The following is a 15860-nucleotide window of genomic DNA, read 5'->3' as shown; positions in this document are numbered from 1 at the left end:
ACAATGAAAAAACACGTTTATAAACTTACAGGTCTACTTATGATAGTTTTAATCACCATAACATCATGTACTAGTGATGATAGAGATGATCCTATTTCCGTGCAACCGCCTTCTGGAGATTATACAGACGGAATTTTTATTTTGAATGAAGGTGGATTTGGATACTCTAATGCATCTGTTTCTTTTTTAGACAACACCAACGACGTTTTTAATTCTATTTACTCTGAAGTAAACGGAATGAGTCTTGGTGACACAGCACAAAGCATGGGGTTTTATGGTGACAACGCTTATCTCGTTGTTAACAACTCAGCTACAGTAGAAGTTGTTAACCGTTATACTTTTGAATATATAGCAACAGTGAGCGATATGATTGTAAACCCTAGGTATATTGAATTCAGTGACAACAAGGGTTATATCACTAACTGGGGAGATCCAAATGACGTTAATGACGACTATGTTGCTGTTTTAAATTTAGATACAAATCTTATCGAAGCCACAATTCCAGTAGCGGAAGGTCCCGAAAAAATATTATTAGAAAACGGTAAGCTCTACGTAACTCACAAAGGCGGTTATGGTTATGGCAATACCATCAGTATTATTGATGCAGCATCACAAAGTGTTTTGAATACTATTACTGTTGCAGATGTACCCGACGGAATAGTAATTGATAATGGTTTTCTTTATGTGATGTGCTCTGGTAAAGCTTCTTGGACAGGAGACGAAACCCTAGCAAAACTTTTCAAGATCAACCTATCTGATAGTAATGACATAACAACGCTTAATTTTTCAGCAGAGCAACACCCAAATTATCTAGAGTTTGAAGATGGAATATTGTATTACATCTTAGATAATGAAGTCTATACTATAGATAGCACTAATTTTCAGCTTTCTGAAAATCCTTCTTTTTCACCAGTTGAAGATGGCGTACAAATTCTTTATGGTTTTGAAGTACATGAAGGTACTATCTATATCGCTGACGCTAAAGATTACACATCTAATGGTGAAGCATTTATTTATACTCTAGATGGTGACTTACAGCATCAATTTTCTGTTCAAATCATTCCAAATGCATTTTATTTTAACAACTTATAATAATTAATTAAAAACAATTTAATCATGAAAAACTATTACAAAAAAACATTTTACATCCTAGCAGCAGTTTTACTCTCTGCAACCAGTTATGCACAAGACTATTCTAATGGTATATTTATTTTAAACGAAGGTTTATTTGGTACTAATACGGCTTCAGTTTCACATATCGACGCCAGTGGGACCTTAGAGAATGACATTTTCGCAACTCAAAATCCAGGTATGACCTTAGGAGATACAGGACAAGGCATGGGCTTCTATGGTGATTTTGCTTATGTTATACTTCATTATAGTGATGAAATAAAGGTTGTGAATAGCACTACTTTTGCTTTTGAAGCTAGTATTACAGATCAATTGAGCGCACCACGTAATATAACTTTTTATGACGGAAAAGGTTATGTGACTAATTGGGGAGATCCTGCAGATACAACAGATGATTATGTTGCTGTTATTGATTTAACTACCAATACTATTTCCTCAACAATCTCAGTTGCTGAAGGTCCTGAAAAAATCGTACAGAAAGATGGAAAATTATTTGTCGCACATCAAGGTGGTTACGGATACGGTAATTCTGTTTCTGTAATTGATATAGCAACCAGTACTGTAGAATCAATCACTGTAGGAGATGTGCCATCAACAATAAAAGTTGACGATGATTACTTATATGTACTTTCTAGTGGAAAACAAGCATGGACAGGTGATGAAACTCAAGGTAGTATTCACAAAATAGATTTGTCAGATTACCAAAACCATGTTACAATTAATTTTGAAACTACAGAACATCCAAGTTATTTAGCTGTAGATGATACCGATTTATATTATGTTCTAAATAATAACATTTATAAAATGGCCTCTACAGACACTACACTTCCAACAGTCGCTTTTAATACATCTAATGATGTACAACTTTCTTATGGTTTCGATAAGATTGACGACAAGCTCTATTTATTAGATGCCATAGACTATGTAAGCCCAGGAAAAGTATTTGTATATGATGAAAGTGGAAGTTTAATAACGGAATATACCGTAGGCCCACTTCCTAATGGAGTGTATAAAAATGAAGGGACTTTAAGTGTGAATGATTTTGCTTTTGAAACAACAACCTTATATCCTAACCCAGCATCAGAGAGTTTTGAATTAAACCTTACAGAAAATGCAAATATCAAAATGTATGATGTGTTTGGAAAATTAGTAAAAGACACCAAATACACTAACACACAACCAATAGCTTTAGATGGTATTGAAGCTGGTATTTACTTAGTAAATATTGAAGTTAAAGGAAGTTCAACAACTTTAAAATTAATCGTAAAATGATCAAAGTGATCACCCTCTTCATATGTTCTAGCGTTATTATGCAGGCACAAAGCTACCCACCCGCTGCAGGACAACCAGGATCAACAGCAATTGCTGCTGACAGCGATGTTTTTATAGCTTGGGCAACTGGCATAGAACTACAACGTGGTTATGTAAATATTTCTAATCCTTCGCAAGAACATGAAGGTAGTAATTATGCTACTTATGGAACTGCTGAAGATGCCTTAGGTATACCAACTAATAATGTAGTGAGTCTAGGTGATGCCGGTGAAGCCATACTAACCTTTGAAACACCAATAGGAGATGGTGATGGATTTGATTTTGTTGTTTTTGAAAATAGTTTTAGCGATACATTTCTAGAATTAGCCTTTGTTGAAGTAAGTTCTGATGGCGTTAATTATGTTAGGTTTCCATCTCACAGCGAAACACAAACTGAAACACAAGTTGGAGGCTTTGAAATTTTAGATCCATCCTACTTAAATAATCTAGCAGGAAAATACAAAGGGTTATTTGGAACACCATTTGATTTATCAGACTTAGAGGAGGATGCTTTACTAGACAAAAACAATATTACCCACATCAAAATAATTGATGTAGTTGGAAGTATTGACCCAGCTTACGCTAGTTATGATAGTTATGGTAATGCCATCAATGATCCTTTTCCCACACCTTTTTATTCTAGTGGGTTTGATTTGGATGGCATCGGTGTTATTAACCAGCAATCATTAAGTATTGATGATAAAGAATACTCAGCAACTACTATCTATCCTAACCCTGCTTCAAATGAATTTTACATCAATTCTACCGAAAACGTTGAAGTGAGTATTTATGACATGTTAGGTAAAGTGGTGATTTCAAAAGAAGTTGATTCTAATAATGCTATCGAAATATCCTCACTTAAGAGCGGTATTTACCTAGTTAAAATTGTTTCAAACGGAAAAATAAGTCAACATCGGCTCATAAAAGAGTAATAACCGATTAAAAAACTGCTTTTCATATAAATTTGGAAAGCAGTTTTTTTTTATTTCTTATCTTCCCATCTAAACATTCTAAAAAACAAAAAACTCTATAAATCGTTAGACTTATAGAGTTTTTTTAGTCGGGGTGGCAGGATTCGAACCTGCGGCCTCCACGTCCCAAACGTGGCGCGATAACCGGGCTACGCTACACCCCGAATTTTGATATAATTTAGAATTAAATTCAAACTCAAATTATACAATTGTTAAACCAAATTTTGAAGGTAGTTTATGCCACACTTGATGCGGTACTACTCCCCGAATTTTTGGTTTTCCTGTTTCGGACTGCAAATATAGAATATTTCTTTAGAATCCAATAACATTTGCCTAACTTTAAAGTCTTAATCTTTTTAAATAGTAATTATATGGACTTAAAGAACATTCTTATTACTTTAATCTTTACAAGTACTTTCGCTTGTGCACAAGATAAAAACCCTACAAACACCGAAAACACTCATGAAGTTGTTGTTTCAGAACTTAGCAATCCTTGGGGGTTTACATTTCTACCAGATGAATCTATACTAATTACCGAAAAATCTGGAGACCTCATTCATTTTAAAAATGGCAAAAAAATAACAATATCTGGTCTCCCAGAAATCTATGATCGCGGTCAAGGAGGATTATTAGACGTCATCTTACATCCAAATTTTAAAGAAAACAACTGGATCTATCTATCTTATGCCTCTGAAAGTGGTGGCGATTCTGGAGGAAACACGGCAATCGCTAGAGCTCAATTAAAAGAACATAGCTTAACAAATTTAGAAGTACTATACAAAGCAACACCAAATACAACTAAAGGTCAACACTTTGGCTCACGATTAATCTTCGACGATGATGGCTATCTGTATTTTACTATAGGTGATCGTGGCAATAGAGATGAAAACCCGCAAGATATCACTAGAGACGGCGGAAAAGTTTATAGAATTAATGATGATGGTACTATTCCTCAAGATAATCCATTCGTAAATGAACCTAATGCTAAAACTGCTATTTTCTCTTACGGCCATAGAAATCCACAAGGCATGAGTATACACCCAAAAACGAGACAAATTTGGACACACGAGCATGGCCCAAGAGGAGGAGACGAAGTTAACATTATCCAGCCAGGAAAAAATTACGGCTGGCCTATAATAAGTTATGGTGTTAACTATAGTGGTACATCATTTACAGATATTACAGAAAAAGAAGGTATGGAACAACCACTTCACTATTGGGATCCATCTATAGCACCTAGCGGAATGGCTTTTATTAACAGTGATAAATATGGTGATTGGGACGGCAGCCTACTTGTTGGATCTTTAAAATTTCAATATTTAGATAAGTGCACTCTAAAAGATGGCAAAATAATTAAAGAAGAACGTTTACTCGACGGATTAGGTCGTATACGATCTATAAATCAAGGACCTGATGGCTATATTTATGTAGGCGTTGAAAACTTAGGAATTGTAAAACTGATCAGGAAATGAAAAATATAATTATCATCATACTCTCTCTATTTACCTGTGTTTCATGTAAATCGGACAAAAACAAACCAAATTTAACAGCTCAAAATGAATACGCAGCTATTCAAGACCAAGATAAACCAAAGTTAGAAGCAAGCATTAAAAGAGGTGAAAGCGTCTATTCCGACATGTGTATTACCTGCCACTTACCAAATGGGAAAGGTGTACCCAAAGCATTTCCTCCATTGGCAGATTCTGATTTTTTAAGAGAAAATCAGATTGAAAGTATTAAAGCAGCCAAATACGGTATGTCTGGTGAAGTTGTGGTGAATGGTATAACTTACAACAGTACTATGGCTCCTTTAGGGCTTTCAGACGAGGAAGTCGCTGATGTAATGAATTATATTAATAACAGTTGGGGAAATTCAATTAATAACTTTGTAACACCACAGAAAGTTTCCGAATTATAAACTCAAATTCTACTTAAATAATTAAATTTGCAACAGTCTAACAAATCAAAGTTAATATGCTAATTATTGGAATCGCGGGCGGTACAGGCTGCGGAAAAACAACTGTTGTAAATACTATTTTAAAAGAGTTACCAGAAGGACAAGTTGGTGTTATTTCGCAAGATTCTTATTATAAAGATACATCACACCTCAGTTTTGAAGAGCGTGTAAAAATTAATTTCGACCATCCAAGATCAATTGATTTTGAATTGTTAGAAGAGCACCTCAAAGAACTAAAAGAAGGCAAATCAATTAACCAACCTGTTTATTCATTCGTGAAACACAACAGAACCGGCGACATAGTTATTACAAAACCAAGAAAAGTAATGATCGTAGAAGGCATACTTATCCTTTCTCATCCTGAAATTCGTGAACTTTTCGATATTAAAATATTTGTCCATGCAGATTCTGACGAACGCTTAATTAGACGTTTAAAACGCGATATAACTGAACGCGGTAGAGATATTAATGAAGTGCTCCAACGATACCAATCAACCTTAAAACCTATGCATCAGCAATTTATCGAACCTATGAAGGAGTATGCTGATATCATTATACCAAACAATAAATACAATACGGTTGCTGTAGATATCGTTAAAACCATAATCAACGAACGCTTATAATGTCTAAAATCAATTTTAAATATCTAAAACCATTTAAGAACATTTATGTCATTGTTCTTATTGTTTTTGTGGTTTGGATGTTGTTTTTTGATGCGCATTCATGGTTGTTTCATCATGAGTTAAATAGCGACATTAACGAATTAGAATACCAAAAAGAACACTACCGCAACGAGATGGCAAAAGACAATAAAGCCATTAAAGAGTTAAGTACAGATGAAGGCATTGAGCGTACAGCGCGTGAAACTTATTACATGAAAAAGTCTAACGAAGACATTTTCATTATTGAATACGAAGACAGTATTCCGAAACACAAAAAAGATGAGTAAATCATTATTTAATGACTTTGAAGACGTATCTTCAAAAGCATGGAAACAAAAAATACAAGTAGACCTTAAAGGTGCAGATTACAATAACACGCTAATCTGGAAAACCAACGAAGGCATTAATGTTAAACCATTTTATCATGCAGATGAATTTGAAACACTACCTAATGTCTCAAAAAGCAAAGCAACTGAATGGAAAATAGGTCAATGTATTACAGTAAAAAAGGCAAAAGAAGCAAACCTAAAAGCCCTAGATGCAATTAATCGAGGCGCAGAAAACATTTTATTTTACATTACATCTGAAGATGTATCCGCTGAAGACTTGTTTCAAAATATAGATTTTGAAAAAATAAGCGTTGCTATTAAGTGTGAATTTCTTTCAGTAGAATTTATAGAAAAATTGCTAAAAGTCAATTCGAGCGCAGTTAAGAAGTCTCACATACAAATCCACACTGATATCATAGGTAACCTAGCCAAAACAGGCAATTGGCACAACAACCTTAACGACGATCACAATAAATTTGAAGCCATCGTAAAATCTACCAATCACATAAGTGTAGATTTAAGCTTATATCAAAATGCAGGCGCAAACATTATTCAACAATTAGCTTATAGCTTAGCGCATAGCAACGAATATTTAAACTATTTTGAACGCCAGAAAGCCTATTCTTTAAGTGACGTCCAAATAACCTTCAACATCGCAACAGGTTCAAACTACTTTTTCGAAATTGCAAAAATCAGAGCACTGCGTCAATTATGGTCAACCTTAGCATCAGAATATGGAGCAAACACCGAATGCCACATCAATGCTACACCAAGCAAGCGCAATAAAACCATTTACGATTATAATGTAAATATGCTACGAACCACTACCGAATGCATGAGCGCAGTTCTTGGTGGATCAAACATAGTTTATAATTTACCTTATGACGCTTTATTCCACAAATCAAACGAATTTGGTGAACGCATTTCGAGAAATCAGCTTTTGGTTTTAAAAAATGAAAGCTACTTTGATAAAGTAAATAATCCAGCAGATGGAGCCTATTATATTGAAAGTTTAACCGAGCAATTAGCCGAAAAAGCATTAGAACTTTTTAAAGATATTGAAGCCAATGGAGGCTTTTTAAGTCAATTAAAAGAAGGCACCATTCAACGAAAAATCAAAGAAAGTGCTTCCAAAGAACAATCGGATTTTGACACAGAAAAACTAGTTCTATTAGGAACAAATAAGCATCCTAATTTAGAAGACAAGATGAAAACCGATTTAGAAATCAGTCCTTTTTTAGAAATACATAAGCGCAAAACACTAATTGAACCAATTATTGAGAAAAGATTATCTGAAAAATTGGAAATCACAAGATTAGACAAAGAGTAAAACTCACTATAGAAAAAACCTATAGTAACGTTTCACCCTTAAAAAATACTTTTATAATGTCAAGAAAAAATCTGCAACATATAACACTTAAGCACGAAGCACGGAGCACGAAGCATATCGCGAAAAACGACTTTCTAACTGCCGAAAACATTAAGGTAAAGTCAACATATTCAAAAGATGATATTCAAGATTTAGAGCACCTTAATTTTGTTGCAGGTATCGCACCAAACCTTCGTGGCCCATATTCCACAATGTATGTTCGTAGACCTTGGACCATTAGACAATATGCTGGTTTTTCAACAGCAGAAGAGAGCAACGCATTTTACAGGCGAAACTTAGCTGCCGGACAAAAAGGATTATCGGTTGCTTTCGATTTAGCAACACATCGTGGTTACGATTCAGATCACGAACGCGTCGTTGGAGATGTTGGAAAAGCTGGTGTCGCTATCGATTCGGTAGAGGACATGAAAGTACTTTTCGATCAAATTCCACTAGATAAGATGTCCGTTTCCATGACCATGAACGGAGCCGTTCTACCTATTATGGCGTTTTATATTGTCGCTGCAGAAGAACAAGGTGTAAAGCCCGAACAGCTCGCAGGCACCATTCAAAATGACATCCTAAAAGAATTCATGGTACGGAACACCTACATCTATCCACCTACTCCATCCATGAAAATTATCTCTGATATTTTTGAATACACAAGCAATAACATGCATAAATTCAATAGTATCAGTATTTCGGGTTATCACATGCAAGAAGCAGGAGCCACATGCGATATTGAGCTAGCTTATACTTTAGCAGATGGTTTAGAGTACATAAAAAAAGGGCTTGAAGCTGGTATGGATATTGACACTTTTGCACCACGACTATCATTCTTCTGGGCGATTGGCATGAACCACTTTATGGAAATTGCAAAAATGCGTGCCGCACGTATGCTGTGGGCAAAAATCGTGAAGCAATTTAACCCAAAAAACCAAAAATCTTTAGCTCTAAGAACCCATTGCCAAACTTCTGGCTGGAGTTTAACAGAGCAAGATCCTTTTAATAATGTTGCCAGAACTTGTATTGAAGCGTCTGCAGCAGCTTTTGGAGGCACACAAAGCCTGCACACCAACGCACTAGATGAAGCTATTGCATTACCTACAGACTTCTCTGCTCGTATCGCAAGAAACACACAAATATATTTACAACAAGAAACGCACATTACGAAAACAGTTGACCCTTGGGCTGGCAGTTATTATGTAGAAAAACTAACCGACGACATCGTAAATGAAGCTTGGAAATTAATCCAAGAAGTAGAAGAATTAGGAGGTATGACCAAAGCTATTGAAGCTGGCATTCCAAAATTAAGAATCGAAGAAGCTGCTGCACGCAAACAAGCACGCATAGATTCCGGACAAGACATTATTGTTGGAGTAAACAAATACCGATTAGAACAAGAAGACCCTATTTCTACGTTAGAAGTAGATAACCAAACTGTTAGATTGCAACAAATTGAACGACTAAACGCAATTAAAGCAAGTCGTAATAATTCTGACGTAACTGAAGCATTATCAAGACTAACAACAGCAGCAAAGACTAGTGATGAAAATTTACTAGCTTTAGCTGTAGATGCAGCAAGAAAACGTGCTACTTTAGGAGAAATAAGTGATGCATTAGAAGCTGAGTTTGGACGCTATAAAGCACAAATTAAATCATTTTCAGGAGTGTATAGTAAAGAAATCAAAGACGATTCAAGTTTTCAAAAAGCAAGAGAACTCGCCAACCAATTTGCAGAGCAAGATGGCCGTAGACCACGAATTATGATTGCAAAAATGGGACAAGACGGCCACGACAGAGGTGCAAAAGTAGTCGCTACAAGTTATGCTGATGTGGGCTTTGATGTAGATATTGGACCACTCTTTCAAACACCTAAAGAAGCAGCCAAACAAGCCGTAGAAAATGATGTTCATATTCTAGGTATATCTTCATTAGCAGCAGGACACAAAACATTAGTTCCCCAAGTTATAGATGAGCTCAAAAAATATGGTCGTGAAGACATTATGGTTATCGTAGGAGGTGTTATTCCTAAGCAAGATTACCAGTATTTATTTGACGCAGGAGCTGTAGCCGTTTTTGGACCTGGAACTAAAATTAGTGAGGCTGCAATTCAGATATTAGAGATATTGATTGATTAAACTAAAATGTACTGCTTAAACTAAGAACAGTCAAAATTCGCAATTACTATTAAAAGATGCCCAAAACCAGAGTTATCAAACTTATTAAACGCATTTGTTTAATCCTGATAGCTATAGGCTTATTATTTTTATATTTCATTTTTCCTCGATTATTCATAGAAAAAAGAAATCCACTCATAGAGTCATTTAAAACACAACAAACCATAAGTTCCACGCTTGAGCAGAATGACAACCCTGAATTCAAACGAAAAAAACTAACAATAACAACCTATGATGGTTTAAAACAATATGCGCTACTCACCTATTCAAGTTTAGCCGAATCTAAAGGCACTATTATTTTACTTCATGGCAGTAGCCATACCAAAGAACATTTTTTAGAATTAAGTGAGTTTCTGTCAACCAATGGCTTTAATTCTGTTGCATTAGACATAAGAGGGTATGGCGAAAGCGAAGGTCAGTTTTTTACCTATGGAGTCAAAGAAACTAAAGACATTCAAAAATTGGTAGATGATTTAATTAATAAGGAAGGCGTAGATAATATAGGTGTTTGGGGCCAATCTATTGGAGGCGCACTTGCCCTACAAGCTATGGGAACAGATCAACGTATAAAATACGGAATTTCAGAAAGTGCTTATACCGATTTAAAATCTAATGTTCAAGGCTTTTTTCGGCGTAACACAGGATTTAGCTTTGCTCTACTTAGTAATTTTTTAGCCGAAAGAGCTGGTAGTATTGGTGATTTTGATGCTGATGAGGCAAGTCCGGTAAAATATGCCAAAAAAATTACACAACCAGTTCTTGTTGTACATGGCAGAAAAGATATCGCCATTAATATTTCGAAAGGCAAAACCAACTTCGCCAATATTAAAAGTAAGGACAAAAAATTTATAGAGTTAAAATCAGCAGGTCATAATAATATTTGGGCGGTTGGTGGTGATAAATTCTTTTACTCTATTCTAGAATTTCTAAATAAACTATCAACAACCTCAAGCTAAAAAAGATGCTCACAATATCTTAAAATTCGAGGACGCAGTAAACAGTTTAACCATGTCCGATTTACATAATGCGGCCAAAAAATATTTAACACAAGGCCATATCACAGGTATTCACAATCCAGAAAAATAAGATTTCCATAGTAAATTACCAAGCAGCCTTCACAATTTCTAATGAAGGCTGTTTTTTTTATAGAACTGTTAACAACTTCAATTTCCTAAAGTCGTAAATAATCGTAATTTTAAGCCCTTATATTTAACCAAATTATTAAATGGGTAAAATCATTGCAATAGCAAATCAAAAAGGCGGAGTTGGTAAGACAACAACCTCTGTAAATTTAGCCGCTTCACTGGGTGCTCTCGAGAAGAAAGTATTACTTATAGATGCAGATCCACAAGCCAATGCCAGTTCTGGCTTAGGCATTGATGTAGAAGCTGTTGAAATTGGCTCCTATCAAGTTTTAGAACATACAGCAGATGCAACAGAAGCCATCGTACCTTCTAATGCACCTAACGTAGATGTATTACCAGCACATATTGATCTTGTCGCTATAGAAATTGAATTGGTAGATAAAGACCAACGCGAGTACATGTTAAAAAATGCAATTATAGATTTAAAAAACACCTATGATTATATTTTAATAGACTGTGCTCCTTCTTTAGGCTTATTAACTTTAAATGCTTTAACGGCTTCCGATTCTGTAATTATCCCAATTCAATGCGAGTATTTTGCATTAGAAGGTTTAGGAAAACTGTTAAATACTATTAAAAGTGTACAAAAAATACATAATGAAGCGTTAGACATAGAAGGCTTACTGCTAACGATGTTCGATTCGCGCTTACGATTATCTAATCAAGTTGTAGAAGAAGTACAAAAACACTTTAGTGATATGGTGTTTGATACTATTATTCAAAGAAACGTGCGTTTAGGAGAAGCACCAAGTTATGGTGAAAGCATCATTAATTATGATGTAAGCAGTAAAGGTGCAGTAAATTATTTGAGCTTAGCTAAAGAGCTGATTAAGAAAAATGAATTATAATGGCGAAAGCAACTAAAAAACAAGCATTAGGGCGTGGACTTTCAGCTTTATTGAAAGATCCTGAAAACGATATTAATTCTGCAGAAGACATAAATGCAGATAAAGTAGTGGGTAATATTGTGGAACTCGATATTGAAAGTATTGAAGTTAACCCATTTCAACCAAGAACTAATTTTAATGAAGAAACATTAAAAGAGCTTGCCTCTTCCATCCGAGAGCTTGGGGTTATCCAACCTATAACTGTTAGAAAATTAGCCTTTAACAACTATCAATTAGTTTCTGGTGAACGTCGTTTTAGAGCTTCAAAATTAATTGGCTTAGAAACCATACCTGCCTATATTAGAATTGCGAATGACCAAGAGTCTTTAGAAATGGCTTTGGTAGAAAACATTCAACGTCAAGATTTAGATGCTATTGAAATCGCTTTATCTTACCAACGCTTAATTGACGAGATCCAATTAACCCAAGAGCAAATGAGTGAACGTGTGGGTAAAAAACGTTCTACTATTGCCAATTATTTACGATTATTAAAATTAGATCCTATTATTCAAACGGGTATTAGAGATGGTTTTATAAGTATGGGTCACGGACGAGCAATTGTAAATGTTGAAGACCAAGTTGACCAACTCGAAATTTACGAAAAAATTATTACTAATAAATTATCCGTTAGAGCTACAGAACAACTCGTAAAAAACTTAAACTCTGAGGCACCCACTAAAACCGAAGACCCTAAGTTTGAAATTCCTAAACACATAAAAAAAGGTGTAAAGGACTTTTCGGCATACTTTGGCCATAAAATAGATGTTAAAGTCGCAAAAAATGGTAGTGGAAAGATCACAATTCCTTTTCATTCTGAAGAAGATTTTAACCGCATTAAAAAATTAGTTCAACGTGATAAATAAGGGGTTTTACTGTCTTTTAGCATGCTTGTTTTCGCTTCTTTTTTCGTTTTCTCAAACCAAAAAAGACAGCACTAGTATTGACATTGAAGAAAGTCCGATTATCGCGAATGAAACTTTAATTAAGACAGAAATAGATCCATTAAGGCCTGCTAAAGCCGCATTTTATTCTGCAGTACTTCCAGGTTTAGGCCAAGCTTACAACAAAAAATATTGGAAGATTCCCATTGTTTGGGGAGCTATTGGTGCTGGTATTTACTTTTATGTAAGAAACGATAATCAATTTAATCGCTATAGAGATGCTTACAAAAGTCGTTTAGCTGGTTTTAAGGACGATGAATTTTTTAATGTGATTTCGGACGACGGCCTTGTTAGAGCGCAAGAACAGTTTAGACGAAACAAAGAAATGTCGCTTTTAATTACATTTGGTTTATACGCACTAAATATTATCGATGCTAATATTGATGCGCATTTGCTTCAATTTAATGTTGATGAAAATCTAAGTCTAAGTCCACATTACCAATATAACCAACTAGAAAATACGTCAGACTTAGGCCTAACACTTAATTTTAAATTTTAATATGAAACGAGCGCGTTCAAAATTTTATCACGCAACGAAATGATAAATAGCGAACAGCATGTGACCATAGAAAAACAATAAAAATAAACACATGAAAATAGCTTTACTAGGTTATGGTAGAATGGGTAAAAGTATTGAAGCTATCGCAGTAGATCGCAGTCATAGCATTGTCTTAAAAGTTACTGATGAAACCTCAAATTACGATTTTTCAGATGCAGATGTTGCTATAGACTTTAGTATTCCATCAGTAGCCACAACTAACATAAAAAAAGCACTAGATGCCGGAATTCCTGTTATTTCTGGAACCACAGGGTGGTTAGAGCACTACAACGACATCATTGACTATTGTAAGGCAAAAGACGGTACTTTTCTATATGCTTCAAATTTTAGCTTAGGTGTCAACCTCTTTTTTGAACTCAATAAAAAATTGAGTGAATTAATGTCTGGTTTTTCTGAATACACTACAGAAATGGAAGAAATCCATCATACCCAAAAACTAGATGCACCAAGTGGCACGGCAATTACATTAGCAGAACAAATCATTAAAAGTACCAATTATAAAACGTGGACTTTAAACGATGCAAAACCCAATGAAATTCAAATTGATGCTAAACGAATCGAAGGTGTTCCTGGCACGCATGAAGTTACTTATAATTCTAAAATAGATTCAATAAGTATTAAACATACTGCACATAGCAGACAAGGTTTTGCCATGGGAGCCGTAATTGCAGCAGAATGGATTAAAGATAAAAAAGGTATCTTTAGTATGAAGGATGTGTTAAACATTGGTTAATTTGCCAATGTATTGTATCGATTTAAAATAATTTTCAACTTACCCTTACAAAATATACGATTATGACCTGGACACAGTGGTTTATTTTTATACTCATTATACAAGTTATTCATGGCTTAGCAACATGGAAATTATACATTAAAGCAGGTAAAAAAGCTTGGGAAGCATTTGTGCCAATTTACAATGCTGTCGTATTAATGAAAATTATTACGCGTCCTTGGTGGTGGATCATTTTAATGTTTTTACCAATAGTTAATCTTATTATGATTCCTGCCGTTTGGGTAGAAACTGCTCGTGCATATGGAAAAGATAGTAAAGTTGACGCACTTCTATGTATTGTAACCTTAGGCTTTTACCTTTTTTACCTTAACTATGTTGCTGATGTTAACTATATTGAAAACAGAGAATTAAAACCTAAAACTTCGTCAGGAGAATGGATTGCATCTATTTTATTTGCTGTAGTTGCAGCAACAATTGTGCACACCTATTTCTTTCAACCTTTTGTAATTCCTTCGTCTTCTTTAGAAAAATCGTTATTAGTTGGTGACTTTCTAATTGTGAGTAAATTTCATTATGGAGCGCGTACACCTATGACAACTGTTGGAGCTCCAATGGTACATGACACCATTCCTATCATTGGTAAAAAATCGTATCTATTTAACGATAACTATGAGAAACGCAATAGCTCATGGATGAACAAACTACAACTACCTTACTTTAGGTTACCTGGTTTTGAAAACATAGAACGCAATGATATAGTAGTATTCGGACAGCCGGCAGATACTCTGGTGGATATGAATAACTTTACACCAGACCGTAATTACTACAAGCCAATTGATAAAAAAACCAATTTAGTTAAGCGTTGTGTTGGTATTCCTGGCGACACTCTTGAAATTAAAAATGGTGTGGTTTATATAAACGGAAAACAAAATCAACTACCAGAACGAGCAAGAGTGCAGTTTTCTTACGATGTTGTTTTTAACAATGTGAATGCCAACTCCATGTATGAGCTTACTCAAAAGGTGAAACCTATTCTAAAAAAATACGATATAACGGATGGTATTGGCTACAACCCACAAACCGAAAATTTTGTTATACAGGCAACACCAGAAGCGGCAAAACAAGCTGTTGTTCATCCTAATATTAAATCCATAACATTTAATGCTGATGATGAAGGTATAAGGGATGATAATACATTTCCTCACGATTTAAAACATAACTGGAACACTAACTTTTTTGGTCCAATATGGATTCCTAAAGCTGGTGCATCAGTAGATTTAGATATGGATAATATTTCCATATACAAACGTGCTATTTCAGAATATGAAGGTCATAAGGTCGTTACCAGAGGAGATCAAATATTTATTGATGACCAACCTACTACGTCATACACCTTTAAGCAAAATTATTATTGGATGATGGGTGATAACCGTCATAACTCAATTGATGCTAGAGCTTGGGGATTTGTTCCCTATAATCATGTCATTGGTAAGCCTGTATTTATTTGGATGAGTATTGATGGGATTAATGATGGGATTAAAAACTGGAAGTTCCGTTGGGACAGAATTTTCACAACGGTTAGTGGTTCTGGTAAGCGTACGTCTTATTTTATTCCATTTATTGTCCTAATCATAGGAATTACCTTATTTAATAAATGGAGAAAAAAGAAAAAGGCTAAGAATTAA

15 protein-coding genes and 1 tRNA gene are annotated in these 15860 nt (G+C 34.9%); 15 read left to right on the top strand and 1 reads right to left on the bottom strand.

The window, feature by feature from the left end; translation table 11 throughout:
• Positions 1 to 3: 3 nt before the first annotated feature.
• Genes K1X16_RS07375 through K1X16_RS07365 form a run of 3 tightly spaced genes read left to right on the top strand, consistent with a single transcriptional unit; the run spans position 4 to position 3374 of the window.
• Positions 4 to 1092, top strand: coding sequence for a YncE family protein (locus tag K1X16_RS07375; protein WP_225035612.1), 1089 nt, complete (start codon positions 4 to 6; stop codon positions 1090 to 1092).
• Between the two features lie 24 nt (positions 1093 to 1116).
• Entirely contained in the window at positions 1117 to 2403 is a 1287-nt protein-coding gene (locus K1X16_RS07370) for a YncE family protein (RefSeq protein WP_225035611.1), read from the top strand.
• Between the two features lie 38 nt (positions 2404 to 2441).
• Positions 2442 to 3374, top strand: a complete 933-nt coding sequence (locus K1X16_RS07365) for a T9SS type A sorting domain-containing protein (protein WP_225035610.1) — start codon at positions 2442 to 2444, stop codon at positions 3372 to 3374.
• A gap of 128 nt (positions 3375 to 3502) precedes the next feature.
• Here the strand turns inward: K1X16_RS07365 and K1X16_RS07360 are convergent.
• A tRNA-Pro gene (locus K1X16_RS07360) sits at positions 3503 to 3577 on the bottom strand.
• Positions 3578 to 3784: 207 nt separating this feature from the next.
• Between K1X16_RS07360 and K1X16_RS07355 the strand changes: the two genes are divergently transcribed.
• The 12 genes from K1X16_RS07355 to lepB all read left to right on the top strand — a co-directional run bounded on the left by K1X16_RS07355 (position 3785) and on the right by lepB (position 15860).
• Entirely contained in the window at positions 3785 to 4885 is a 1101-nt protein-coding gene (locus K1X16_RS07355; RefSeq protein ID WP_225035609.1) for a PQQ-dependent sugar dehydrogenase, read from the top strand.
• Positions 4882 to 5331, top strand: coding sequence for a c-type cytochrome (locus K1X16_RS07350; RefSeq protein ID WP_225035608.1), 450 nt, complete (start codon positions 4882 to 4884; stop codon positions 5329 to 5331). Before K1X16_RS07355 ends, K1X16_RS07350 begins: the two co-directional genes overlap by 4 nt.
• 56 nt (positions 5332 to 5387) lie before the next feature.
• Positions 5388 to 5993, top strand: a complete 606-nt coding sequence (gene udk / locus K1X16_RS07345; protein WP_195871996.1) for a uridine kinase — start codon at positions 5388 to 5390, stop codon at positions 5991 to 5993.
• Positions 5993 to 6319, top strand: coding sequence for an FtsB family cell division protein (locus tag K1X16_RS07340; protein ID WP_225035607.1), 327 nt, complete (start codon positions 5993 to 5995; stop codon positions 6317 to 6319). The genes udk and K1X16_RS07340 overlap by 1 nt, the downstream gene beginning before the upstream one ends.
• Complete coding sequence (locus K1X16_RS07335; RefSeq protein WP_225035606.1) at positions 6312 to 7691, top strand: methylmalonyl-CoA mutase subunit beta; 1380 nt, start codon at positions 6312 to 6314, stop codon at positions 7689 to 7691. The genes K1X16_RS07340 and K1X16_RS07335 overlap by 8 nt, the downstream gene beginning before the upstream one ends.
• 56 nt (positions 7692 to 7747) lie before the next feature.
• Positions 7748 to 9871 carry a methylmalonyl-CoA mutase gene (gene scpA / locus K1X16_RS07330; protein WP_225035605.1) on the top strand — a complete coding sequence of 708 codons (2124 nt, stop codon included), beginning with the start codon at positions 7748 to 7750 and terminating at the stop codon, positions 9869 to 9871.
• 56 nt (positions 9872 to 9927) lie between these two features.
• A complete protein-coding gene (locus K1X16_RS07325; protein ID WP_225035604.1) occupies positions 9928 to 10866 on the top strand; it encodes an alpha/beta hydrolase in 939 nt (312 codons plus the stop codon).
• Between the two features lie 269 nt (positions 10867 to 11135).
• Complete coding sequence (locus tag K1X16_RS07320; RefSeq protein ID WP_195871990.1) at positions 11136 to 11903, top strand: ParA family protein; 768 nt, start codon at positions 11136 to 11138, stop codon at positions 11901 to 11903.
• Entirely contained in the window at positions 11903 to 12805 is a 903-nt protein-coding gene (locus K1X16_RS07315; RefSeq protein ID WP_195871989.1) for a ParB/RepB/Spo0J family partition protein, read from the top strand. Before K1X16_RS07320 ends, K1X16_RS07315 begins: the two co-directional genes overlap by 1 nt.
• On the top strand, positions 12795 to 13382 hold the full coding sequence (locus tag K1X16_RS07310) for a DUF5683 domain-containing protein (RefSeq protein ID WP_195871988.1): 588 nt from the start codon (positions 12795 to 12797) through the stop codon (positions 13380 to 13382). Before K1X16_RS07315 ends, K1X16_RS07310 begins: the two co-directional genes overlap by 11 nt.
• Positions 13383 to 13473: 91 nt before the next feature.
• Positions 13474 to 14175, top strand: coding sequence for a 4-hydroxy-tetrahydrodipicolinate reductase (dapB, locus tag K1X16_RS07305; protein ID WP_225035603.1), 702 nt, complete (start codon positions 13474 to 13476; stop codon positions 14173 to 14175).
• A gap of 62 nt (positions 14176 to 14237) precedes the next feature.
• Positions 14238 to 15860 carry a signal peptidase I gene (gene lepB / locus K1X16_RS07300; RefSeq protein ID WP_225035602.1) on the top strand — a complete coding sequence of 541 codons (1623 nt, stop codon included), beginning with the start codon at positions 14238 to 14240 and terminating at the stop codon, positions 15858 to 15860.

Origin of the sequence: Winogradskyella sp. SM1960 (genome assembly GCF_020179375.1) — a bacterium.
Classification (GTDB): domain Bacteria; phylum Bacteroidota; class Bacteroidia; order Flavobacteriales; family Flavobacteriaceae; genus Winogradskyella; species Winogradskyella marina.
The sequence above is the reverse complement of the archived record's forward strand: the minus strand, read 5'-3'. Positions and strand labels throughout refer to the sequence as shown.